The following is a 22,038-nucleotide window of genomic DNA, read 5'->3' as shown; positions in this document are numbered from 1 at the left end:
TGTGAGCCATTGCTGTGTGATGTAACGCTGAATGCGGTTTGCTTTTCCTTATACTGTACATATAGGCAGTATTTGTTATGCTTTACCGATTGCTTGTTTGCGGTGTATTGCCATGTCTTCCCTGCCTTTTTTCAGTGAACCTGTTTCTGCCGGATTTCCGTCCCCGGCCCAGGGATATCTGGATGAGCATCTTGATCTGAACCGATTGTGTATTCGCCATCCGGCGTCCACGTTCTTGTTACGGGTAGAGGGCGACTCCATGGTGGATGCCGGTATTTATTCCGGTGACATCCTAATTGTGGATCGCTCTCTGGAGGCGGTGGCGGGCGACGTGGTGGTGGCGTCGCTGGAAGGCGAGTTCACAGTAAAGGAGTTGCAGTTGCTTCCGGTGCCCATGCTCAAACCGAGAAATGCGGCTTATGCGCCGATTCTGATTGGAGAGGAAGGGCTGGATTTGTTCGGCGTGGTCACGTTTTCCCTGCACACCTTACGCGGTGGTAGGCGTTTGCCCGCGGGTGAGTAACGGTTATGTTTGCGCTGGTTGATTGCAATAGCTTCTATGCCGCTTGTGAGCGTCTGTTTCGCCCGGACCTGCAGGGCAGGCCGGTGGTGGTGCTGTCGAATAATGATGGCTGCATTGTGGCTGGGTCTGCGGAAGCCAAAGCGTTGGGGGTGAAAACCGGGATGCCGCTGTTCCAGGCCCACGACTTGATCCGTGGGCACAAAGTGGCGGTGTTTTCTTCCAACTATGCCCTGTATGGGGATATTTCCCAGCGGGTGATGGCGACCTTGGAAACCCTGGCACCTCGGGTAGAAGCCTATTCCATTGATGAGGCGTTTCTGGATGTGTCGTTGATGAAAACGGCTGAACTACAGCCCCTGGCCCTGCAGATTCGCGCACGTATTGATCGCTGGGTGGGCGTGCCGGTGTGTGTGGGGGTTGCGCCCACTAAGGTGTTGGCCAAGTTAGCCAACCATGCGGCCAAGCGTTATCCGGCCACGGGCGGCGTGGTGGTGCTCAGCGATCCCTTGCGGCGCGACAAATTGTTGTCGTTAACCCCGATTTCCCAGGTATGGGGGGTCGGGCGGCGGTTACGTGGGCGCTTTGAGGCGCTGGGCATCAACACGGCGCTGGATCTGGCCCGGGCCGATGTCGGGATGATCCGCCAGCGTTTTTCCGTGGTGCAGGAACGGTTGGTGCGGGAGCTGAACGGGGAGCCTTGCTTGTCTTTAGACACCCAGCCTTCGCCCCGTCAGCAAGTGATTTATTCCCGTTCTTTTGGTGAGCCGGTGGCGGCATTGCCGCCGTTGCGCCAGGCACTGAGTGATTTTGTTTCCCGGGCCATGGAGTCTCTGCGTAAGGAGGGGCTATATGCCGGCCGGGTGACGGTGTATTTGCGCACCGCCCCCATGGGCAAACCACAGCAGTTGTTCCCGGATACGCTCAGTGCCGTGTTGTCGCCAGCCACGGCAGATACCCGCTTGGTGGTGCGTCAGGCGCAGGCGTTGCTAGCGCAGTTATGGTGGCCGGGCTATCGCTATGGCAAGGCGGGCGTGATCCTCACGGATCTGCGCGGGCGTGATCAGGTGCAGTGCGGATTATTTGCCGAGCAGAAACCCGCAGAGCAGGAGACTGGCCGGCGCGGGGAAGCGTTAATGGCCGTCATGGATAGCATCAACCAGAGTGGCGTGGGCAAGGTGTGGTTGGCGGGGCGAGGAATGCAGGGGAATCAGCACAGTACCTGGGCCATGCGCAGGGCGCATCTGTCTCCGGCCTATACTAGCCGCTGGTCTGATTTGCCGGTGGTGCGTTAGGCCTTGTGCCTTGTGCCTTGTGATTGGCGTTTGAGTTCAGTTCGGATAAGCAGGGTAAGAGCGCCGCACGGTGAACCGGTTTGATCTGGCGATGGCGGGCTTTGTTCGGTGCGCTCCATGCGACGATGGCATGCGCGCTCTAAAAATCACCTTGCTGACTAGCTGCCCCCCGCTGGCCACGTTCAGGGCCAGCGGGGTTGTTATTAATAATGGCGCACACGGTGAAATAAGCACGGCTTCTAGTTGTTGCTGCCGTGCTGAGGCTCACTGGTTAGCTATCGAGGTCATGTTTACTCGGTCCAGCATGCGTTCTTCAATGCGGTCCAGGCGTGCGCGGCAGTCGCGGAAGGTGCGGCTTATGCATGTGGTGTTGGCAACCATGTCGAGTTTTGGCCAGGTCGCTTGTTCACCTTTGCGGATATAGGTTTGCACATCTTGCAGTGTGGGGTTGTTCAGAATCCGCAGGGCATTGAGTGGTTGGCGGGGAGGGATCATGTTGATGTCACCAATGTATTTCTGCGTCACCATACTTTTTGCCTTGTCGATAATTAGCCCAAGGTCGTTGGAGGCTACCTGGTGCTGTACCAGTTGTAGGCCATAGCGCAGGTTCATGGATACGTTGCGCAAAGCCCAATCGCCCAGTGTGCTCAGGGAGCTGTCGGTGTTTTCGTTGCGCGACAGGAAGGGCACGATGTGGGGGTTGGTTTGGCTGACGATGGAGTGGTTGACGCCATAGAGGCGTGCCAGCCGGCGGATGGGAAGATCGTCAACAATGGAGCCATCGACGAATTTGCGCCCAGGAATGTAGGGTACGCGCTCACCATCGATGTTCTTCGCCCACAGGGAAACCGGCGGGTAGATGCTGGGAATAGCGCAGGAAGCCAGCGAGGCCTTGCGGATCAGCACGTTGGGGGAGGTGCGCCAGTTCAGCAGGCGCGCACGTTGGTTACGATCATAGGGGCTGACGGTAATATTGATTTCGCGCCCGGTGTGCCGATAGGCCTCTTCAAAGGTCATGTCGGAGATATTTTCTTCCAGGCAGGCTTCCAGGTGGTCGCCATCGAGTACCGGCGTGCCGCGCACCAGGCCCTTCCAGCCCAGCACCTTGAACGCTTCCAGATAGATGTTTTCCGGCTCCAGTTTTACTTTTAACTCTTCATCATTATGGGTGCCGACAACCGAAGCAATGATGCTGCCAGCACTGGAACCGGATATTACTGAGGGCAGCAAATTTTGTTTCCACAGGCAGCGGGCCACACCAATATGGAATAGGCCCAGCGCGGCACCGCCGGATAACATCAGGCAGCTTTGTCCGAAGGCTTGGCCGGTGGTTTCAAAGAAATCGAGTTTTTCTTTCAGCCCGAATTCCTTGAAGTTGCTATCACACAGGTAATTCAGCGCGGTGGAAACTTCGCTCAGATAGTTTTCGATGAGGCGTTTAGTACCCACGCGGCTGTGTTGATAAAGGCGAGGGTTGGAAATGTTGCCTAAGTTGCCATGCAGGCCTTCGTGCAAATGGAAAACCAGCTTATTCACATCGTTTCGCTCGCGGGCCTGACGAATCTGCCAGAGCCGATTACGAATTAATTCATAGTCGTAGTAGGGCGAGCGGTCTACTTCTTTCCATCTGTCCGCGCCGGAAAGGCGGTCGTGTTCCTGGCTGGCTTCATACCATTCATCGTAGGTAGTCGCCTTGTCGATGGCGCGTTCGAGCTGTTTGAGGGTGCCTTTCATTGAGGCTCTCCACCATGAGTTGTTGTCATTGACTGATGTCAGTATAGACAGGGGTGGGGGCAAGATTTAAGGGCTTGTAGGATAAAAAGTACTGAGGGGTACATAATAACGCCCGCAACTATGAGTTTATTTGCGTATCTTTGGGCGTGTTTCGATACTGCCCTGGGGTCATGGTGGTATGGCGTTTGAAGCTGCGCTGAAAAGAACGAATATCGGAATAACCTAGGGCTGCGGCAATGTCGGCCTGGGGCAAGCTGGTGGTGGTGAGCAGGTGCCGTGCCTGTTGCAGGCGCACGGAATCAAGCAGCTTTTGCCAGCTTTGCTGTTCGTCGGCTAGCCGGCGGTGCAGGGTACGAACGTTCATGCCTAACCGTTCGGCGACGGTTTCCTTGCGCGGCAGGGAGTGGCCAATGGCGTCTTGGATGCATTGCTTCACTCGTTGGCTGAGGTTGGTATCTACGCCTAGCTGATTCAGCTGCTGGATGGCGTGGGCTTCCAGAGTGGAGAGCAACAGCGGGTCTGGTTGGCGGATGGGTTGCTGGAGTAACTGTGGCGGCCCCACCAAAGCAGAACAGGGTTGTTCGAACAGCACATCACAAAGAAATACGCGCCGGTATTCGTCCACTTGGGCGGCCGGGGGCGTGGGGTGTTCCAGCCAGACTTGATCCGGTGCCAACTGGTCGTTGCCAGTGAGCCAGCGGGCATAACGCACCCAGGAGCCAAGCACGTTATCAATCAGGTGTTGGCGCGCTGGTTGTTCTCGGTACAGGCAATCCCAGCGAATCGCGGCCTGATGGGCATCAAGGGTGGTTTGCGTGGTGCCCATGTCGCCTACCAGCTTTTCATACAAACTGACTTTCGACAGGGCTTGCTGGAGTGTGCTGGCGCTCATGGCAATGTAGCCCATGACATTATAAGAGCCAGGTTGCACGAATTCGGAGGTATGTAAACCGAACAGCGGGTCGCCGGATTGCTCGATAAGAGCGTGCAGTAAGGTCTGGAAATGCTGACCATGGATGCGGGTATCCGGCTTCTGGATATGCGCTGGGTCCAGATTGGCGTGTTGCAGTGCGGCAATCGTATCCAGCCCACGGGCGTCTGCGTGGGCCAGGTATTGTTGCAGTGCAGCGCTACAAATCTGGCCCAATGCGTCCATGACGATGCCTGATCAGTCTAGTTCAAAAGTGATTTGTACCTGAGCGGAAATTTCCGTTTCGCCTGGGCGGTAACTTTCCGCTGCGCCGCTATCCTTGGCCCGCGCCATCATCATTACAGGCTGCGGAGAGTTAATACCCTGGGCCTGAATTTGAAAGGCTTCGCCCAGATCGCGGTCCGCAGCTTCGGCAATGATTTCTGCCCGCTCGCGAGCATCCTCCACCGCTTTTTCCAACGCTTTTTTAGCCAGTTTGTCGCGGTTGCTCACTTGAGCGCCAGCGGGCCGGATGTTGCGCACCCCTTGCTCGGCCAATCCTTCCAGCAGTTCGGCATAGGTTTCAAGGCCATCTACCTGGAAACTCACCTCGCGGCTGATCTGGTGGCCGACTAATTTGCGCTCGGGTTGGTACTGCCACTGGGGAGTGATGCGCATGGTGCTTGCAGTGACGGACTTTTCTTCAATATCCAGGTCGTCTGCCAAGTCCAGCATATTGCTGACTGCATCATCCACCTGGTCTTTCATCTCGGCCATGTCATCGCCATTCTGGCTGGCGGTGGCAATGACCATGAAACGATCGGGTTGGGCACTGATTGCGCCGTTACCGGATACGGTAATACTGTCGCGGGCGCTATTGACGGTGGTGTTATCACAACCAGACAAGGCCAGTGTGCCGGCGATCAATAGGGTCGCAGCGGATATAGCTTTCATGACATCTCCTTGTGCTGCCGTGCAAGCGGCAAAGCTCTATTTTGCTTATCGGTCAAGTTTACGCAACTTATGCTGCGCAAACCGCTTGAATTAATGGTTCCCTCTTTAAAAAAGGGCACCCTTGGTTGTTAGTCCGTTAGCCCCTATCATCGCAGCTCGTGAAGCAGAGGCAATCGGTGAGTACGGTCATGAGTACAGCCATGAATGAAAAGGAACAACGCATTCGACAACAGCTGGGCGATTTTATCCCCGATGATCTGGGTGTCAGCTTGGATCATGTGAGTGCTGTTAGTGCGTTTCAGGTGAGCGATGTGTCGGTGTCGGCCACGGTGACGTTGGGGTTCCCTTGCGAGAGTATTCGCGGGGCCTTGATTGATGCCCTTCATGCGCATATGGCGCCGGTGCTTGAGACGCGCTCGCTGTCATTGAACGTGAAAAGCCATATTGTGCCGCACCGGGCACAAAGTAGCCTGCCGGCTCGGGATCAGGTTGCTAATATTATTGCGGTGGCGTCCGGTAAGGGCGGGGTGGGCAAATCCACTTCGGCGGTGAATCTGGCGTTAGCTTTGCAGGCAGAGGGAGCCCGGGTGGGCTTGCTTGATGCGGATGTGTTTGGGCCTAGTCAGCCGTTGATGTTGGGGTTGCCCGACGGTACTCGACCGCAACTGCTGGAAGGTAAATTCTTTGTGCCGGTGGATGCCTACGGTTTGCAAACCATGTCTATGGGCTACCTGACGACCCAGCAGACGCCAGTGGTGTGGCGTGGGCCGAAAGCCAGCGGCGCGTTGGTGCAGATGATGGAGCAGACCCGCTGGCATGAACTAGACTATTTGTTAGTGGATTTGCCTCCGGGTACCGGGGATATTCAGCTGACCCTGGCGCAAAAAATTCCTGTGGCCGGTGCTGTGGTGATTACCACGCCCCAGGACATTGCTTTACTGGATGCCATTAAGGGGGTGGAAATGTTCCGCAAGGTGGATATCCGGGTGTTGGGGATTGTTGAAAATATGGCAATGCATGTGTGTAGCCAGTGCGGGCACCAGGAGGCCATCTTTGGTGAGGGCGGTGGCAGCAAAATGGCGGCGCAGTACGGTACTGAATTACTGGCCGCACTGCCGTTGTCGCTACGCATCCGCGAACAAGCGGACAAAGGCGAGCCGGTGGTGCATGCCTTTCCCGACAGTGAGGAAGCGGCGCTTTACCGTGTGGCGGCGCGGCGCCTGGCGGCTCGCTTGTCACTGACTGAGGCGGGAAACCGAGCGTTTCCAAATATCGTGCAGCATTGAGAAGGCAAGGCGCAACGCAAGACCGTGGTCAATCGTAGGCATAGGGGCCAAGCTGCAATGTGAGCGATAGGGTTCTGCACGTGCAGCCTAACTGACCGTCGCGCAACTTCTTGCCCGTTGTTGCTTGTCGCTTGTAGCGTGCCACCTATACCATTGGCCGCTTGAACGCTAACTACTCTGGAACATTGAGGCGTAAATGACTATTAAATCGGATCGCTGGATTTCCCGCATGGCCGCAGAGAAAGGCATGATTGAGCCATTTCAGCCTGGGCAGGTTCGTGCGGATGAGAACGGTGAAAAACTGATCTCTTATGGCGTGTCCAGCTATGGCTACGACGTGCGCTGTGCCGATGAGTTCAAAGTGTTTACCAATATCCATTCGGCCACGGTGGACCCCAAAGCGTTTGATGAGCGCAGCTTTGTGGATGTGAAAGGGGAGTATTGCATTATTCCGCCGAACTCTTTTGCGTTGGCACGCACGGTGGAGTATTTCCGTATCCCTCGCAATGTGTTGACCATTTGCTTGGGAAAATCCACCTATGCCCGATGCGGCATTATCGTTAACGTCACTCCGCTGGAGCCTGAGTGGGAAGGGCACGTAACACTGGAATTCTCCAACACCACGACGCTGCCCGCAAAAATCTATGCCCACGAAGGGGTGGCGCAGATGCTGTTTTTCGAATCCGATGAGGTGTGTGAAACCTCTTATATGGACCGAGGGGGTAAATACCAGGGACAACGTGGCGTTACCCTGCCGCGCGCTTAATCAGCGAGTGCTGATTGCGGCTTCGGGCCGTTGTAGTCGATCATGATCATGTCGGCTTTCAACAGGGTACTTTCAATGTGTTTCGCCTGGACGACCATATAATCGAGCTGCGGTGCTACCCAGAATAGGGTGCGCCGTTTCTCTTTGCTGTCTCCGGTGCGTTTCTTTTCCACGAGTAGGGTGTCCAGCTTGCCCAGCGGCGTTTTCAGCATTTCTCGGTCGATCACTTCGAAATGATGTTCGCGAACCTTATCGCCGTAGGCGCTGGTTACCGAATAGGATTTGTCGCCGGTGGCGAACACGCAGCGTCCTCGTAACAAGATGGTTAGCTCGTCTAGGGTATCGGCGGGGATGTCTTGGCTTTCCTTATCGTCTTCCGATTCATTGTGCACCCTTGGTGGGTTCCACTGGAAATCCATGTGATGAAAGCGCTTTTGACCAAAGCCCTTGAATTCATGCACGTATCGGGTAGTACGAGGCTGGCAGTCCCGCCAGTGAAAGTAACTTTCTTCTGTATTACTGAGCAGAAACGATTTTGCCTTGAGCTGCATATGGTAATAATCGTCGCCTTCTGCGGGCTCAAGTACTAGCTCGGCTTTTACGGGCGTGGGTAACTTGTTCACATAAATGCGAAATTCAGCAGAAAATGGAGCAAGAGGCTCGTTCGCTATAGCCAGGCTACTAACGAGCATCAGTAGGACGGAGATTAACCGCACGTTCAGAGTCCTTCCAATGATTGCAGGGTCATCAGGTGTTCGCCATCGTCGTTCTTCTGCATTAGTTGCACCAGCGTATAGTCATGATCTGGCGCGAACCACATGTAAGTTTGTCGCTCGCTGTTCTTGCCCCGTTGTCGTTGTACTTTTAGGGTTTCCACTCGGCCACCATCAATGGTGAGAGTCTCCCGGCCGACTACGGTGTAGTGGTGGGTCTTTTGGGCGCGCTCGTCGGCCACCTGCAGTTCTACCTCGTTGGCGCCGTCGCGCAGTTCACATTGCAGGGCGAGGGAGACAGAAAGCTCGTCGGTGGCGTTGTTGCTCACATCGTAGCTACGCATGGGTTTGTCGGTGCGCTCGCTGGCGACCACGCCGGTTTGGCGGTCGATGTGCAGTTTGGCTTCTTTTACTTTGCCCAAGCCTCTGCGCTTATAGCCATAATAATTGCTTAGCGGGGTACACCCCTGCCAGTTAAACAGGGCGGTTTCGCGGATTTCGCCGAGCCAGTTTTTGGCGTGGACTTCCATTTTCCAGAGTCCGTTCTGCATTTGGCTGAGAGAGCGATGAGCCTCAATGCTGAAGGGTATCCCTTCGCTTTTCAGGCGGTAATCCAAATTAAAGGGGGACGGCGTTTGCTCTGCGCTGGCGACGGAAGAGAACGTCAGGCTCACCAGCATAATACTGGCGAGAATAAGTGGGTTAAGTGAGGATATAACCCTGTGTAGGGAGGGGCTTGCCATCCAGTAACACTCCGTTGTAGGTCAGTTCCAGTCTATTTTGTGCACGCCATTGCAACACCTGAGGATAGAGCCGGTGTTCGCGTTGTTGTACACGTTTGGACAGGGAATCAACGGTATCGTTCGTTTGTACCGAAATGGGGGCCTGTGCAATCAGAGGGCCGCCATCCAGTTCTTCGGTGACAAAATGAATGGAGCAGCCATGTTCGCTATCGCCGGCTTCCAGGGCACGAGCATGCGTATTTAACCCCCGATACTTGGGCAGCAGCGAGGGATGGATGTTGATTAAGCGCCCGGCGTAATGGCGTACAAAAACACTAGAGAGAATACGCATAAAGCCGGCCAGCACTACGGTGTCTGGAGCATACGGGGTGAGCAGGTCGATCATGGCCTGGTCGAACTCTTCCCTGCTCGGGTAGTCACGGTGATCCAGAGTGGCGGTGGGAATTCCCGCCTGGGACGCTCGCTCCAAGCCTGCCGCGTTGGCTCGATTGGAGAATACCACGGCAATCTCGACATCGAGACTGCCGTGTTCACGGGCATCCATGATTGCTTGCAGGTTGGTGCCTGAGCCGCTAATCAATACCGCTAGCCGGTGAGTCACGCTGACAGCCCGTCCAGAACGACGTCGGGCTGGCCGTCGCCTGCCTGAATTTCACCGATCAAGAAGGCGCTTTCACCTTCTGCTTCCAGCAGGGCGAGAGCGTCATCAACGTGGCTGGCTGGTACCGCAATAACCATGCCCACGCCGCAGTTAAAGGTCCGGTACATTTCGAAGGCGGGCACTTGCCCTTCCTGCTGAAGCCACTGGAACACTGCGGGGAACTCCCAGCTTTTAGTGTCGATTACAGCACGGGTGTTGTCCGGCAGAACTCGGGGGAGGTTTTCTGGCAGGCCGCCGCCGGTAATGTGAGCCATGGCATGGACCGGTACTTGCTCAATCAGTTTGAGCAAGGATTTAACGTAAATTCGGGTGGGTTCGAGCAGGTGTTCAATCAGTGGCTTGCCGTCCAGATCGATGTCAGTTTCAGCCTGAGCCATGATCCGACGAATCAGAGAGTAGCCGTTGGAATGAGGGCCAGAGGCGCCAAGACCAATCAGCTTGTCGCCGGCTTCTACCTTGCTGCCATCCAGCACGCCATCCTTTTCCACCACGCCGACACAGAAGCCCGCCAAGTCATAGTCCTCGCCTTCATACATGCCGGGCATTTCCGCGGTTTCGCCGCCGATCAAGGCACAGCCTGCCAGCTCGCAGCCCTCGCCAATACCGGTTACTACGCTGGTGGCAATCTCTACATCCAGTTTGCCGGTGGCGTAGTAATCCAGGAAGAACAGGGGTTCTGCTCCGCCTACGATGAGGTCATTGACGCACATGGCGACTAGGTCGACGCCGACTTTCTCGTGGCGATTGTGATCGATGGCCAGTCGCAGTTTGGTGCCGACGCCATCGGTGCCAGCAACCAGAACGGGGTTTTTGTACTTGGTGGGTAGCTCGCACAAGGCGCCGAAACCACCAAGACCGCCGAGGACTTCCGGGCGACGGGTCCGCTTGGCAACAGGGGCGATGCGTTTAACCAGCTCGTTACCGGCGTCGATGTCGACGCCTGCGTCACGGTACGTCAGTGGCCGTTTCTGTTCGGTCATGGGGAGCTCCGGATTGGTGAAGGCGCGTATTCTAGCAACCGGTCAGCCTACTGGGGAACCTCTGCTTTGCAGCTTGGGTGGGTAAAGCACGTTTTCATCAGGGTCCAAAGCTCTATTGTTCCTCAATTTACCTTGTAATTGACCGTAAACGGATTCGCGTGGGTTTGATGAATAGGTGATAATAGCGCGCTTGAATTTTCGGTTGGAATGAGCGCCCATGCGTTGGATTGGATTGTTGGCTGTGTTGTTGGGGTGGAGCGTGCTCGCGCAGGCGCAATCACTGGACACGGTGCAGGTACCGGTGGATGGCCGTGGCGAAGCACAACGGCAGGATGCGTTGGCGCAGGGTCTGGAGCAGATGTTGGTGCGGCTGAGCGGGCAGCGTGATGTGCTCGATGAGAGCGTAGCTAGCGAGGCAGCGACGCAGTTGGATCGTTGGGTGACTCGCTACGATTACAGTACTCTAGAGGACGGTCGTAGTGCCTTGCAGGCCCGCTACGATGTGAATGGCCTGATGGCCTTCATGGCAGACAGGGGGGCTTCGGTATGGAGCATGCCCCGCTCACGGGTGCTGCTCTGGCTGGTGGATCAGGGCGCAGGCCGTGGTGAAATGGTGGTGGAAGACCATCCGCTGTACGCACATCTAATCGCTGAAGCCCAGCGCCGTGGGCTGACTCTGGTTATCCCCGAGTGGGACAATCAAGATCAGGAGCGCCTGAATGTGGCTGACGTCCGTGGCCGTTTCGATCAGCAGTTACATGATGCCTCCAGTCGTTATCCCCATGAATTAATTGCCGCTGCGGTGCTTTATCAGGGGGAACCGGCCACAGTGAATTGGCGGGTATTGAAGGACAAGACGGTCCTAGAAGAGGGCAGGGAAAAGACCGCGAACAGCGAGGATGCGGTGACGGCTTTGATCGATAACGTCACCGACCAGTTGGCCGAGCGCTATGGCGTGAAAGGCGAGATGACGGATCTGCGCACGTTGCTGGTGGTGGATGAGGTTGATCAGCTCCAGGACTGGTTTGCGCTGCAGCAATTTCTGGGAGGCCTGAGCGGGATGCGCCGCGCCTCACTGGAGCAAGTGTCTGCGACTACGCTGACCTTTAGGCTGGATTTCAGTGCCAGTGATGAGCAGCTACGCAATTTGCTCGAGCTGTCTCCTCGGTTGCAGGCCTGTCCAGATGCTGTCGTGTCTGGCCCCCAATGGCATTATTGCTGGCGTTGAACCCATGAGCGCGCAACTTCCTTTGGCCCTGCAGCTCCGTGAGGGTAACGCTCTGGATAATTTCCAGTCGGGCCCGAACGGCGCTGCCGTGGCCGGATTATATGAGGCGGTGCAGGGGGCTGATCGGCAGGCCTTTTTCTGGGCGGGTGACGGGCAGGGGAAAAGCCATTTGCTAGAAGGCGCGGTGCGTCTGGCTCAACACAATGGCTTGGATGCCTGCCTGTTGCCCGCCCGTGAGATTATTCCACTAGTGCCTGAGGTGCTGGAATCCATGGAGCAGTTTGGGCTACTGGCCATTGATGATTGCCAGTTGTTCGCCGGCCTGCCTGCCTGGGAGGAGGCTCTGTTTCATCTTTATAATCGGTTGATGTCCTTGGGGGGGCGGCTGTTGGTTACCGCCAATGCGTCGCCTGCAGCCATGGGGCTAATGTTGCCCGATCTGGCCACTCGCTTGGCGGCAGGGCCTGTTTATCGGTTGATGTCTCTTGAAGATGATGACTTGCAGGCGTTATTACAGGAGAGGGCCAAGGCGAGGGGATTGCGACTAGAGCCGGAAGTTGCTCATTATATTGTATTGCGTAGCGAGCGCTCTGCGGGTGCTTTAATGGCTCTGCTGGCAAAACTCGATCGCTTGGCCTTGGCGCAGCAGCGCCCTGTCACTATTCCTTTTGTTAAGTATGCGTTGGGCTGGTGAAACGATGGCTTAAGGCGCTTGTAAAGAACTCCTTCCTTACTTGATTTTGAGCGGCGGGTTCGACCCCTACGACGAGGTGAAGAGGGGGCTCTTTTGAGGGCATTCCGGTTGCCCGTCGAGGTGTATCCCTACAGCGAACGGTAATAACCCGTGCCTGCATTGGCGGCCCCTGCGGGCTCCAATGATGGCTTTCGCGCTTATTTTATTTATGCCTTATCTTCTTACTATACTTCGGTTTTAGACCCACTCCGGTGCCTTGTGCTTGCTGACCGCTAACGGTCTGTAATCATTTATACTCGGGGGGCAAGCCGTTAAGGAGAGGTGAATGGATATCAGTGCTGGTTGGGGCCTTGTTGTCATTGGTAGTGGCCCTGCGGGAGAGGCGGCTGCCATGCAGGCCGCCAAAAAAGATTTGAAAGTAGCCATTATTGAAGAGCAGTCGTCACTGGGTGGGAATTGTACCCATTGGGGCACTATTCCCTCCAAGGCTCTGCGTCATCAGGTGCGGCAGGTGATTCGTACCCAGCGTAACCCTTTACTGCGGGGGATTCTCAAGCCCCGAGAAATTCGCTGGCAGGACTTGATTGCCCGTACCCGGGAAGTGATTGATTCACAGGTTCAAGTTAGAACAGACTTTTACGTGCGTAACCGAGTCACCGTGTTTGCCGGTCGCGGAGAAATTCTTTCACCAAATGAGGTTCGGGTAGACGATCACGAGGGCCGCCAGCACTTACTCAAAACGGATAATATTTTGGTGGCTACCGGTTCTCGACCTTATCACCCGGAGGATGTGGATTTTTCCCATCCGCGTATCTATGACTCGGACACCATTTTGACCATGGACCATACGCCACGGCATATCCTAATTTATGGTGCTGGGGTGATCGGTTCGGAATATGCCTGCATCTTTACAGGGCTGGGTATCCGGGTGGACTTGGTGAACTCTCGCGAGCACTTGCTGGATTTTTTGGATACAGAAATTTCCGATGCACTCAGTTATCACCTGCGTGAGCAAGGCTGTACCATTCGCCAAGGAGAACACTATAAGCGGGTGACGGCCGATGACGATGGTGTAACCCTGGAGCTGGAATCCGGCAAAAAGCTGCGTGCGGATGCCTTGCTATGGTGCAACGGTCGTTCCGGTAATACACAGAATATTGGTCTGGAAAATGTGGACGTCAAAGCCAATGACCGTGGACAGCTTAAGGTTAACGAACGCTACCAGACCGAGACAGATAACCTCTATGCGGTGGGGGATGTGGTGGGTTGGCCGTCATTGGCCAGTGCATCCTATGACCAAGGGCGCTTTTGTGCGGCGGCCATCGCCGGCGATGAAGTCCGCCAGGTAACGGATGTGCCTACGGGCATTTACACCATCCCAGGGATCAGCAGTGTGGGGCGTACGGAACAGGAGCTGACCGAGGCCAAGGTGCCTTATGATGTGGGGCAGGCTTTTTTCAAGAATCTGGCTCGTGCGCAGATAACCGGTGAACGGGTAGGGATGCTGAAGATCCTGTTTCACCGAGAGACATTGGCGGTGCTGGGTATTCACTGTTTTGGTTATCAGGCCATGGAGATCGTCCATGTGGGGCAGGCCATCATGCGCCAGCCAGGTGAAAACAATACGCTGGAGTACTTTATTGATACCACCTTTAACTACCCGACTATGGCGGAAGCGTATCGGGTTGCGGCGATCAATGGGATAAACCGTATAAAAAGGTGACGTATCTACAAAGCGACAAAACGCGGTATGGTTTCTTCTGCTTCTCAAGGACGATCCCGCGTTTTGCACTTAACGGCGAGGCTGCGTAGCTCTGGCAATAACCTTTAATGTAAGTGTTGGTTTGTTACTTTTCTGTCAGCGTTGCTGTTTTCCGGCTTCGATAAAAAACTCACGGTTATTCTGCCTTGCTTGACTGTTTTTGCGCACCAGCACTTGGGTAGCGCCGCTGCCACCACGGTTGGCTGGGGTGCTGTGGTAGGCTAGTACTAGGCGACTTTCTTCCAGCCAGTGCATCACATAGCTTTTCAGAAACCCGGGGCGCTCACTATGAAGACCCTTGCCGTGGCTGATCAAGACGGTCCGCATGCCATTGTTGTGGGCGTTTTCTAGAAACGCCTGGACCTGATTGCGTGCCTCCAGGAGGCGAACTCGGTGCAGGTCCAGTACATCCTGAGCATCATATTTACCCAAGCGTAATTTGCGATAAACGCCTTCCTGCACCCCATCTTTCTTCAGCCCAACGATGTCCAGAGGACCGATTTGTGGTACTAACTCAGGGACCGTTAGTGGGTTGTTGTCTTTACGGTCGTCAACGGCGGCGGCGCGGCGTAATTGTTCGCGGATAGAGTCTTTGCGATGGGGCGCACGTTCCTGAACTCGGTTGTCCGGTTTAATCGGCGTTACATCTGCCATTTCTCGGCGGAAAAGGTCATCATCGGAGGCCATGGAACTGTGCTCCATAAGTTTCATTTCGACTGATGTGTAATGGTACACAAAGCGGGCGGAAACTGGCAGTGAGAGGTTCTTTGGGAGGGGTGAGATGGAACGTCGACGATTTAGCCGGCCCAGGCTCCGGGTGAACGTGCAAGCGTGTACCGATCAGCGACCAATAGGGCATATCCTCAACATCACCGATCAAGGTGTTTGCTTAGTGGGAAAGGGTATGCCGCCCAAAACCTTACAATCCCTTGTGCTGAAGCTGCCTTTCAAACTCTCTGGGCTGCTCGAGCTGCATGTGGAGGCCGAACCGTTATGGCATCGTTATTTGGACAACGGCCATTGGCGGAGTGGATTTCGTCTTACTATGGATGATGATACGGCTATCATTTTGACTACGCTGGTGAGCCGTTATGGGGAATAGTGGAGTTTGCTCCGGTTGCCTATAGCAATATATCAGCAGCTGCGATGCCCTGTGCATCGCAGCTCTCTACCGTATAGCGCCACTATAGTGAATCCAGTGGGGAAGAATTAGTAAGCCTGTGGACGTTGGCGATCTGGGCGGTCATTGTCTTCATTTGTATCGTGCCTGTGACGTTTCGCCTCTCGCTGGCGGCGTTCACGCTCTGCACGTTTGTGTTCTTCTTCCCATTCATTTGGGTCGTAGTCATCAAATTGGCGACGACTCATGCTGCTACTCTCTATTCCAGCGTTAAAGAAGTTTCTCTAGTTGGAGGCCTGCTGCGTGTTTAACGCTGGAAGCCTGTGACTGGAATATATAGCACTAAAAAGTGTGGTGTAGAAGAGCAAAGGGCACCATTTATCGGTGCCCGCTCATGGCTGCAAGGCAGTGCCGGCATTAGTTGCCGTAAGTCTGATCCAGATAGTGAAGAATAGCTTCGGATTCGAACAGCTCTTCGCCGGTATTCGGATCTACCAGATAGGGAACGGCAATCCTTCCAGCCCGAGCCAGTAGGTCTATCCGGTTGCGTTGACTAGGGGAGTAGTCCATATCGAGAGACTTACGGACCACCGGTAACACCCAATCCTTCCACTGATCACGGCCGCACTGGCGCAGCAAGTAAGGGAGCTGCAATTCAGTCAATCGCTCGCGAACCAAACGGGCAAAGGGGCTGGCTTCGAACGAATACAGTTCCAGAGCTTGCTCCGGGGCGCGGCTGCTCCGGGTGCGAATGCCATGACCACCGCGGGGAGCGGAGGCGGCAATTGCGGCGGCTGTGCGTAGACGTAGCTGCCAACTTTTCGGGGCAGGACGGCCTCCATACTGCTGATAGAGATACTCGATAATGTCGGCAGATCCATAAAGGGCTTCGCCGGTATTGGGGTCCATCAAATAGGGGAATTGCTGCTTGCCGCCTAAGCGTTCTACCAGCGGTCGGTAACGGTCGCCCCCCTTAGGGCAGGGGAGGATCATTACGTCTATATCTAAATCAGTTAGCGCCTCGCGAACCAGCCGACAGAAAGGGCAACCCTCCATTTCATAGAGCTCCAGCGGCTCTTGCGGATGTTTGCTATGGCCTTTAGTGGCTATACCGCGCCCTTGTTGTAGCGTGGAAGATAATAGTGAACGAAAAACTTCTGTGCTGTGTGACATGGCGAGTACTCCTGAAACGAATTGCAGCGACATTAGCATGTGCAAGAAGCCATTCATTGGCCGTAGTGACGGGTGATTTACCAACGGCTTGCGGTCTTGCCCATTCCGCTCACAGCCCTTGTTAACTCATGTCATTGAGAGATCGGGGTGGCTGGGGCACTCTTGCCCACCTATACCGGGCAATACGCCCTTCATAACCCGTCAGCCCAATGCTGATACATGCCTGAGGCAAGAGGAAGGTTCCATGACCGAAGCCTATATCTATGATGCCATTCGTACTCCCCGTGGTCGGGGTAAGAAAGATGGCTCTTTGCATACGGTTAAGCCGCTGGATCTCGTAGTAGGCCTGATCGATGAAGTAAAAGATCGTTTTCCAAATATGGATACCAATAGCATTGATGATGTGCTGTTGGGTGTGGTGACTCCGGTCGGTGACCAGGGTGCCTGTATTGCCAAAACAGCAGCTCTGGCTGCTGGGTTGCCAGATACTGTAGCGGGTTTGCAGATGAACCGTTTCTGCGCCTCTGGCCTGGAAGCAGTGAATACCGGTGCCCAGAAAGTGGCCTCCGGTTGGGATGACCTGATTCTCGCCGGTGGTGTGGAATCCATGAGCCGTATCCCCATGGGCTCTGACGGTGGTGCCTGGGCAATGGACCCGATCACCAACTACAAGACTGGCTTTGTTCCCCAGGGGATTGGCGCGGATCTGATTGCCACTCTCGAAGGCTGGAGCCGCCGTGATGTGGACGAATTTGCTGCTGAGTCCCAGGCCCGTGCTGTGAATGCGTGGGAAAAGGGTTATTTCGATAAATCTGTGGTGCCGGTGAAAGACATTAACGGCATGACAGTGCTGGATCGTGACGAGCACGTTCGCGCGGGCACCACTGCTGATGCGCTGGCAGGCCTGAACCCGTCTTTCGCAATGATGGGCGAAATGGGCGGTTTTGATGCGGTTGCTTTGCAGAAGTATCACTGGGTGGAAAAGATTAACCACGTTCACCACGCAGGTAACTCCTCCGGTATCGTGGATGGTGCTTCTCTGCTGGTGCTGGGTAACGAAAAAGTGGGCAAGGACTTCGGCATGAAAGCCCGTGGCCGGATTGTCAGCACCGCGATCAGTGGTGCCGATCCCACCATCATGTTGACGGGCCCAGGTCCGGCGGCTAAGAAAGCGCTGGCGAAAGCCGGCTTGAAAGCCAGCGATATTGATCTGTGGGAAATCAACGAAGCCTTTGCGGCGGTCGCCATGCGCTTTATGAAAGACATGGACATCACCCCGGACGTTACCAACGTCAATGGTGGCTCCATCGCCATGGGCCACCCGTTGGGAGCTACTGGCGCCATGATTGTGGGTATTGCACTGGATGAACTCGAGCGCCGCGACAAGAAGTTCGCATTGTGCACCCTGTGTGTGGGCGGTGGCATGGGTATCGCTACCATCATCGAGCGTCTGTAAACCGCGTCGAACGATTTCGGAGTAAAGATATGAGTGAACAAACTGCTATTCGTTGGGAAAAAGACGCGGACAATATTGTCGTTCTGACCCTGGATGATCCCAACCAGTCCGCCAACACCATGAATGAGCTGTACGGCAAGTCCATGGCAGCGGTCGTTGAGCGTCTGGAGAAAGAAAAAGATGAAATTGCTGGGGTGATCATTACCTCTGCGAAAAAAACTTTCTTTGCCGGTGGCGACCTGCGTGACTTACTGAAGGCGCGTAAGGAAGATGGCCCGCAGTTTATGGCCGGAATGGCCCAGCTTAAAAGTCAGCTGCGTACGCTGGAAACACTCGGCAAGCCAGTGGTTGCGGCCATGAATGGCACGGCTTTGGGTGGTGGTTTGGAAATCGCCTTGGCCTGTCATCACCGCATTGCTATCAATGATAAATCTGCGCAGTTTGGTCTGCCTGAAGTATCCCTGGGCTTGCTGCCCGGTGGCGGTGGCGTGACTCGCGTGGTACGCATGCTGGGTATTCAGGATGGCCTGATGAAGGTGCTGATGCAGGGTCAGCGCATGAAAGCGGAGAAAGCGCAGAAGGTCGGGCTGATCGACGAGCTGGTAGCAGATCGTGACGAAATGATGGCCAAGGCTCGTGAGTGGATTAAGGCCAACCCGAAAGCCCAGCAACCCTGGGACCAGAAAGGTTACAAAATTCCCGGTGGTGACCCGAAGAACCCTAAGTTTGCGGCTAACTTGCCGGCTTTCCCAGCGAACCTGAAGAAACAACTGAAGGGCGCTAACTATCCGGCCCCGCTGGCAATCATGTCTGCGGCCATCGAAGGTGCGGCAGTAGATTTTGATAGCGCCGCTCTTATTGAAGGTCGTTATTTCCTTTCTTTGGTGACCAGTCAGGTTGCCAAGAACATGATTACCGCCTTCTTCTTCAACTTGCAGGCCATCAATGGTGGCGCGAGCCGTCCGGATGGGGTTGAAAAATTCCGTGCTGAGAAGGTCGGGGTTTTAGGTGCTGGCATGATGGGCGCAGGCGTGGCCTATGTAACGGCTCGCTCTGGTGCGCAGGTGGTGTTGAAGGATGTTTCCGCCGAGAATGCGGAAAAGGGTAAAGACTATTCCCGTAAGCTTCTCGACAAGGAAATCTCCAAGGGCAAGATGACCCAGGAGAAGAAAGAGGAAATCCTTGGACGTATTACCGCCACCGCCGATGCGAAAGACCTGGAAGGCGTGGATTTTGTGATTGAAGCTGTGTTCGAAAACACTGAGCTGAAGCACAAGGTTTTCCAGGAAATCGAAGACGTGGTTAATCCGGATGCGGTGTTGGGTTCTAACACCTCTTCGCTGCCGATCACTGGCTTGGCCCAGGGCGTTAAGAAGCAGAATAACTTCATTGGTATTCATTTCTTCAGCCCGGTGGACAAGATGCCGCTGGTGGAAATTATCTGCGGTAAAGATACTAGCCCGGAAGCGTTGGCCAAGACCTACGACTACTGCTTGCAGATCAAGAAAACCCCGATCGTGGTCAACGATGCCCGTGGCTTCTTCACCACCCGCGTCATTGGTACTTTCGTCAATGAAGGCATCGCTATGCTGGGTGAGGGCGTCAGTGCCCAGTCCATTGAGCAGGCGGCGATGCAGGCAGGCTATCCGGTGGGTACCCTTAACCTGATCGATGAAATCAACATGGAAACCGCACTGAAGATTGGTAATGCGGCCCGTGATGATGCCAAGCGTGAAGGGGTTGAGCCGCCGCCAGAGCATCCCGCTGAAGTGGTCATGAAAAAGATGGTCGAAGAGCTGGGCCGTCCAGGCAAGTTGCAAGGTAAAGGCTTTTACGAGTATCCAGAAAACGGCAAGAAGCACCTGTGGTCCGGTTTGGCTGATGCCTTCGGTGGCAGCAAAGATATGCCGTTCGAGGATATCAAAGAGCGAATGATGTTCATTGAGTCCATCGAAGCGGTGAAATGCTTTGACGAAGGTGTGATTGACTCAGTAGCGGATGCCAATATCGGTTCTATCTTTGGTATCGGCTTCCCGGCCTGGTCTGGTGGTGTGATGCAGTACATCAACCAGTACGAAGGCGGCCTGAGCGGCTTTGTTGCACGGGCTGAGGAACTGGCCAAGCTCTACGGTGAGCGTTTCACCCCGCCAGCTTCTCTGGTAGAAAAAGCGAAAAAAGGCGAAATCTACAAGTAACCCTTGAGATATCGTTCCATAAAAAAAGCCCGGCTTATCCAGCCGGGTTTTTTTTGTGTTAATTTATTCACAAGAGAAAACCGGTTGGTGTCTCAATCGGGAGGGAGGAGGAATGTTTGAAGTAAAGACCACGGGAGGAGATCAGCCGGCGGTGGGAGAAAGCTGAGTGCTGGGGTTTGTAGGGGTGAGCCTGCTGTAAAGCCAGGCGCGTAATACGCTGGGCCGTAAGGGTTTGGGCATCAAAGTATCGCCGCCCGCATCCACGCATTGTTGTAAACAGGCCTCACTGTTGTTTTTAGAAATAAATAGAATGGGGATAGCCGCATTGCCGTTGCGAACGTCTTGAGCCACGGTGAAACCGTCCAGTATGGGGAGTTCTACATCGAGGATCAGTAGACCAATGTCTCGCTGGTGATACAGGCGCAGTGCGGCCTCACCGTCTGCGGCCAACACATATCGGTGGCCTAGTTCTTCGATGATGCGACAGATGATAAGGCTGACAGCCTTGTTACTTTCAACGACAAGAACATTCATCACTAATTTTTATCGCAGACAGCGCAGGAGAACAAGTGTGGTGTTTATGTGAAGCTGCTTTTTCCGATCTGAAGTGCTTTTAACCCTCCAGACGGGGTAGACAGTATGTTAATTTCGGCCAGTTTCATTATGATTGACGCTCCCGGGCTCTTCAAAGCGGCAGGCCGGCAGATACTAGGCGTGCCGATAATAATGCTGACGGGTGCGATTTCGCTTAATGGCAGTGCCAAAGGTGTGAGGGTGGAGGTCGATGTACCATCGCAGAACGATCAATATTAATCGGGTGGTGAAGTTGTTACAGGGTGCGGCTCGTTCCGGTGCCAGCATTCCCGAGATTTTGGACCAGTGTAATATTCCACGGCAATTGCTGGATGATCCGGAGGGAACCATTGAGCGGGATACCTTTATCCGCATGATGCTGCTGATCATGACCCAGACTCAGGATGAGTTCCTGGGTTTTGGCCAGGGACGAAAATCCAAGCCCGGCACCTTCTCCATGATGGCCCATGCGGTGATCAACTGCCCGAACCTGGGCTCAGCGGTAGAGCGGGGGATTCGTTTCTACGACTTATTCGAACTGAGCTTGCAGTCGCGTATTGAGCGTGATGGCGATGTGGCGAAGTTAGTCGTGGAAGCCGATCCCAGGTTGGACTTCCGCGAAGTCATTATTGAGGCGTCGCTGTTTATTTGGCTGCGTTTTATGAGCTGGTTGGTGGGCAAAGCCATTGAACCTAAACTGGTGACGCTGGATTACTCCGATGTGCGTAATGGTGAGGAGCATCGATTCCTGTTCGATTGCCCTATTGAGTACCAAGCCGATGCCAATGAGGTGACGTTCCGGGCTGACTTCCTCGATTTGCCACTGGTACAAAATGATCTTTCTCTCTCCAAGTTTCTAAAAGAATCTTTGGCTCAGCTGTTTGACGGTAATATTCACAATGTGGGATTACCGGCCCAGATTCGCGCGATTATTTCTAACGAATACGGCAATAGCTTTCCGGATTTTACGGAAATTTGCGGCAAGTTGAACATGACCCCGCAAACCCTGCGGCGCCGGCTCAAAGAAGCCAACACTAGCTACCAGGAGATTAAGGATGCTATCCGTAAAGATGCGTCGGTCTATTATCTCTCCAAACCAGATCTCAGCATCGACGAAATCGCGTTGCTGATGGGCTTTAGTGAAGCAAGCTCTTTTCACCGGGCCTTCAAGAAGTGGACCGGGAAAACGCCGTCCAATTTCCGGCGAGAGCATTTTGGCGTCAATCTGTAGCTAGGGCACGATGCTTCCTCTTACTAACGATTAGCTCTGAGACG

The 22,038-nt window shown here is 54.7% G+C and carries 22 protein-coding genes; 11 read left to right on the top strand and 11 right to left on the bottom strand.

Annotation, left to right across the window (positions count from 1 at the left end; genetic code table 11):
- The first annotated feature begins 31 nt into the window (after positions 1-31).
- Both umuD and umuC read left to right on the top strand, forming a co-directional pair.
- Positions 32-523: a translesion error-prone DNA polymerase V autoproteolytic subunit gene (gene umuD, locus ABO_RS08210; protein ID WP_011588864.1), complete on the top strand. Its 492-nt coding sequence runs from the start codon at positions 32-34 to the stop codon at positions 521-523.
- Between the two features lie 5 nt (positions 524-528).
- A complete protein-coding gene (umuC, locus tag ABO_RS08205; protein ID WP_011588863.1) occupies positions 529-1,815 on the top strand; it encodes a translesion error-prone DNA polymerase V subunit UmuC in 1,287 nt (428 codons plus the stop codon).
- A 264-nt stretch (positions 1,816-2,079) separates the two neighbouring features.
- Here the strand turns inward: umuC and ABO_RS08200 are convergent, their stop codons facing one another.
- From ABO_RS08200 to ABO_RS08190, 3 genes are all read right to left on the bottom strand, one after another.
- Positions 2,080-3,549: a DUF3336 domain-containing protein gene (locus ABO_RS08200; protein ID WP_011588862.1), complete on the bottom strand. Its 1,470-nt coding sequence runs from the start codon at positions 3,547-3,549 to the stop codon at positions 2,080-2,082.
- A gap of 118 nt (positions 3,550-3,667) precedes the next feature.
- Positions 3,668-4,705 carry an AraC family transcriptional regulator gene (locus ABO_RS08195; RefSeq protein WP_011588861.1) on the bottom strand — a complete coding sequence of 346 codons (1,038 nt, stop codon included), beginning with the start codon at positions 4,703-4,705 and terminating at the stop codon, positions 3,668-3,670.
- Between the two features lie 12 nt (positions 4,706-4,717).
- The gene (locus ABO_RS08190) at positions 4,718-5,413 is read right to left on the bottom strand and encodes an SIMPL domain-containing protein (RefSeq protein WP_011588860.1); all 696 of its coding nucleotides are present in this window, start codon (positions 5,411-5,413) and stop codon (positions 4,718-4,720) included.
- Positions 5,414-5,613: 200 nt separating this feature from the next.
- Here ABO_RS08190 and apbC point away from each other — a divergent pair, with 200 nt between their 5' ends.
- On the top strand, positions 5,614-6,699 hold the full coding sequence (apbC, locus tag ABO_RS08185; RefSeq protein WP_167521330.1) for an iron-sulfur cluster carrier protein ApbC: 1,086 nt from the start codon (positions 5,614-5,616) through the stop codon (positions 6,697-6,699).
- Between the two features lie 196 nt (positions 6,700-6,895).
- Positions 6,896-7,465, top strand: coding sequence for a dCTP deaminase (gene dcd, locus ABO_RS08180; protein WP_011588858.1), 570 nt, complete (start codon positions 6,896-6,898; stop codon positions 7,463-7,465).
- Here dcd and ABO_RS08175 read toward each other — a convergent pair.
- From ABO_RS08175 to purM, 4 genes are read right to left on the bottom strand one after another with little or no spacing between them, the layout of a single operon-like run.
- On the bottom strand, positions 7,462-8,181 hold the full coding sequence (locus tag ABO_RS08175) for a DUF3108 domain-containing protein (protein ID WP_011588857.1): 720 nt from the start codon (positions 8,179-8,181) through the stop codon (positions 7,462-7,464). The two genes, dcd and ABO_RS08175, sit on opposite strands and share 4 nt — an antisense overlap.
- Positions 8,182-8,183: 2 nt before the next feature.
- Positions 8,184-8,921, bottom strand: a complete 738-nt coding sequence (locus tag ABO_RS08170) for a DUF3108 domain-containing protein (protein ID WP_011588856.1) — start codon at positions 8,919-8,921, stop codon at positions 8,184-8,186.
- The gene (gene purN, locus ABO_RS08165; RefSeq protein ID WP_011588855.1) at positions 8,881-9,522 is read right to left on the bottom strand and encodes a phosphoribosylglycinamide formyltransferase; all 642 of its coding nucleotides are present in this window, start codon (positions 9,520-9,522) and stop codon (positions 8,881-8,883) included. The genes ABO_RS08170 and purN overlap by 41 nt, the downstream gene beginning before the upstream one ends.
- Positions 9,519-10,562 (bottom strand): phosphoribosylformylglycinamidine cyclo-ligase, encoded by a 1,044-nt coding sequence (purM, locus tag ABO_RS08160; RefSeq protein WP_011588854.1) that lies wholly within the window; start codon positions 10,560-10,562, stop codon positions 9,519-9,521. Before purM ends, purN begins: the two co-directional genes overlap by 4 nt.
- A gap of 217 nt (positions 10,563-10,779) precedes the next feature.
- Between purM and ABO_RS08155 the strand changes: the two genes are divergently transcribed.
- The 3 genes from ABO_RS08155 (at position 10,780) to sthA (ending at position 14,207) form a co-directional block, all read left to right on the top strand.
- Complete coding sequence (locus tag ABO_RS08155) at positions 10,780-11,790, top strand: DUF2066 domain-containing protein (RefSeq protein WP_041704963.1); 1,011 nt, start codon at positions 10,780-10,782, stop codon at positions 11,788-11,790.
- Positions 11,791-11,794: 4 nt separating this feature from the next.
- Positions 11,795-12,484, top strand: a complete 690-nt coding sequence (hda, locus tag ABO_RS08150; RefSeq protein ID WP_035460277.1) for a DnaA regulatory inactivator Hda — start codon at positions 11,795-11,797, stop codon at positions 12,482-12,484.
- 325 nt (positions 12,485-12,809) lie between these two features.
- Positions 12,810-14,207 carry a Si-specific NAD(P)(+) transhydrogenase gene (sthA, locus tag ABO_RS08145; RefSeq protein WP_011588851.1) on the top strand — a complete coding sequence of 466 codons (1,398 nt, stop codon included), beginning with the start codon at positions 12,810-12,812 and terminating at the stop codon, positions 14,205-14,207.
- A 135-nt stretch (positions 14,208-14,342) separates the two neighbouring features.
- Here sthA and smrA read toward each other — a convergent pair whose 3' ends face one another.
- Positions 14,343-14,933 (bottom strand): DNA endonuclease SmrA, encoded by a 591-nt coding sequence (gene smrA / locus ABO_RS08140; RefSeq protein ID WP_011588850.1) that lies wholly within the window; start codon positions 14,931-14,933, stop codon positions 14,343-14,345.
- 217 nt (positions 14,934-15,150) lie between these two features.
- Between smrA and ABO_RS08135 the strand changes: the two genes are divergently transcribed.
- Positions 15,151-15,348 (top strand): hypothetical protein, encoded by a 198-nt coding sequence (locus ABO_RS08135; protein ID WP_035460280.1) that lies wholly within the window; start codon positions 15,151-15,153, stop codon positions 15,346-15,348.
- A 107-nt stretch (positions 15,349-15,455) separates the two neighbouring features.
- Here the strand turns inward: ABO_RS08135 and ABO_RS14455 are convergent, their stop codons facing one another.
- Positions 15,456-15,614, bottom strand: a complete 159-nt coding sequence (locus ABO_RS14455; RefSeq protein WP_155849252.1) for a hypothetical protein — start codon at positions 15,612-15,614, stop codon at positions 15,456-15,458.
- Positions 15,615-15,783: 169 nt separating this feature from the next.
- Complete coding sequence (locus tag ABO_RS08130; RefSeq protein ID WP_011588849.1) at positions 15,784-16,539, bottom strand: glutathione S-transferase N-terminal domain-containing protein; 756 nt, start codon at positions 16,537-16,539, stop codon at positions 15,784-15,786.
- Between the two features lie 244 nt (positions 16,540-16,783).
- Here ABO_RS08130 and ABO_RS08125 point away from each other — a divergent pair, with 244 nt between their 5' ends.
- Together ABO_RS08125 and ABO_RS08120 are read left to right on the top strand one after the other, a co-directional pair.
- The gene (locus tag ABO_RS08125; protein WP_011588848.1) at positions 16,784-17,995 is read left to right on the top strand and encodes an acetyl-CoA C-acetyltransferase; all 1,212 of its coding nucleotides are present in this window, start codon (positions 16,784-16,786) and stop codon (positions 17,993-17,995) included.
- A 29-nt stretch (positions 17,996-18,024) separates the two neighbouring features.
- Positions 18,025-20,190: a 3-hydroxyacyl-CoA dehydrogenase NAD-binding domain-containing protein gene (locus ABO_RS08120; protein ID WP_011588847.1), complete on the top strand. Its 2,166-nt coding sequence runs from the start codon at positions 18,025-18,027 to the stop codon at positions 20,188-20,190.
- A gap of 141 nt (positions 20,191-20,331) precedes the next feature.
- Here the strand turns inward: ABO_RS08120 and ABO_RS08115 are convergent, their stop codons facing one another.
- Positions 20,332-20,724 (bottom strand): response regulator, encoded by a 393-nt coding sequence (locus ABO_RS08115; RefSeq protein WP_035460282.1) that lies wholly within the window; start codon positions 20,722-20,724, stop codon positions 20,332-20,334.
- Between the two features lie 250 nt (positions 20,725-20,974).
- Between ABO_RS08115 and ABO_RS08110 the strand changes: the two genes are divergently transcribed.
- Positions 20,975-21,994 (top strand): AraC family transcriptional regulator, encoded by a 1,020-nt coding sequence (locus tag ABO_RS08110; protein ID WP_011588845.1) that lies wholly within the window; start codon positions 20,975-20,977, stop codon positions 21,992-21,994.
- The last annotated feature ends 44 nt before the right edge of the window (positions 21,995-22,038 follow it).

It is taken from the genome of Alcanivorax borkumensis SK2 (assembly GCF_000009365.1).
Classification (GTDB): Bacteria; Pseudomonadota; Gammaproteobacteria; order Pseudomonadales; family Alcanivoracaceae; genus Alcanivorax; species Alcanivorax borkumensis.
This window is presented reverse-complemented; position numbering and strand designations above follow the sequence as displayed.

What these genes read in the sequence shown, in the direction of transcription:
- hda (WP_035460277.1), top strand. Translation starts at nt 11,795, where the DNA reads ATGAGCGCGCAACTTCCTTTGGCCCTGCAGCTCCGTGAGGGTAACGCT.
- ABO_RS14455 (WP_155849252.1), bottom strand. Translation starts at nt 15,614, where the DNA reads ATGAGTCGTCGCCAATTTGATGACTACGACCCAAATGAATGGGAAGAA.
- ABO_RS08110 (WP_011588845.1), top strand. Translation starts at nt 20,975, where the DNA reads ATGTACCATCGCAGAACGATCAATATTAATCGGGTGGTGAAGTTGTTA.
- ABO_RS08170 (WP_011588856.1), bottom strand. Translation starts at nt 8,921, where the DNA reads ATGGCAAGCCCCTCCCTACACAGGGTTATATCCTCACTTAACCCACTT.
- umuD (WP_011588864.1), top strand. Translation starts at nt 32, where the DNA reads ATGCGGTTTGCTTTTCCTTATACTGTACATATAGGCAGTATTTGTTAT.
- ABO_RS08120 (WP_011588847.1), top strand. Translation starts at nt 18,025, where the DNA reads ATGAGTGAACAAACTGCTATTCGTTGGGAAAAAGACGCGGACAATATT.
- ABO_RS08135 (WP_035460280.1), top strand. Translation starts at nt 15,151, where the DNA reads ATGCCGCCCAAAACCTTACAATCCCTTGTGCTGAAGCTGCCTTTCAAA.
- dcd (WP_011588858.1), top strand. Translation starts at nt 6,896, where the DNA reads ATGACTATTAAATCGGATCGCTGGATTTCCCGCATGGCCGCAGAGAAA.
- ABO_RS08200 (WP_011588862.1), bottom strand. Translation starts at nt 3,549, where the DNA reads ATGAAAGGCACCCTCAAACAGCTCGAACGCGCCATCGACAAGGCGACT.
- ABO_RS08115 (WP_035460282.1), bottom strand. Translation starts at nt 20,724, where the DNA reads ATGAATGTTCTTGTCGTTGAAAGTAACAAGGCTGTCAGCCTTATCATC.
- smrA (WP_011588850.1), bottom strand. Translation starts at nt 14,933, where the DNA reads ATGGCCTCCGATGATGACCTTTTCCGCCGAGAAATGGCAGATGTAACG.
- ABO_RS08190 (WP_011588860.1), bottom strand. Translation starts at nt 5,413, where the DNA reads ATGAAAGCTATATCCGCTGCGACCCTATTGATCGCCGGCACACTGGCC.
- ABO_RS08125 (WP_011588848.1), top strand. Translation starts at nt 16,784, where the DNA reads ATGACCGAAGCCTATATCTATGATGCCATTCGTACTCCCCGTGGTCGG.
- ABO_RS08130 (WP_011588849.1), bottom strand. Translation starts at nt 16,539, where the DNA reads ATGTCACACAGCACAGAAGTTTTTCGTTCACTATTATCTTCCACGCTA.
- ABO_RS08195 (WP_011588861.1), bottom strand. Translation starts at nt 4,705, where the DNA reads ATGGACGCATTGGGCCAGATTTGTAGCGCTGCACTGCAACAATACCTG.
- apbC (WP_167521330.1), top strand. Translation starts at nt 5,614, where the DNA reads ATGAATGAAAAGGAACAACGCATTCGACAACAGCTGGGCGATTTTATC.
- ABO_RS08155 (WP_041704963.1), top strand. Translation starts at nt 10,780, where the DNA reads ATGCGTTGGATTGGATTGTTGGCTGTGTTGTTGGGGTGGAGCGTGCTC.
- sthA (WP_011588851.1), top strand. Translation starts at nt 12,810, where the DNA reads ATGGATATCAGTGCTGGTTGGGGCCTTGTTGTCATTGGTAGTGGCCCT.
- purM (WP_011588854.1), bottom strand. Translation starts at nt 10,562, where the DNA reads ATGACCGAACAGAAACGGCCACTGACGTACCGTGACGCAGGCGTCGAC.
- umuC (WP_011588863.1), top strand. Translation starts at nt 529, where the DNA reads ATGTTTGCGCTGGTTGATTGCAATAGCTTCTATGCCGCTTGTGAGCGT.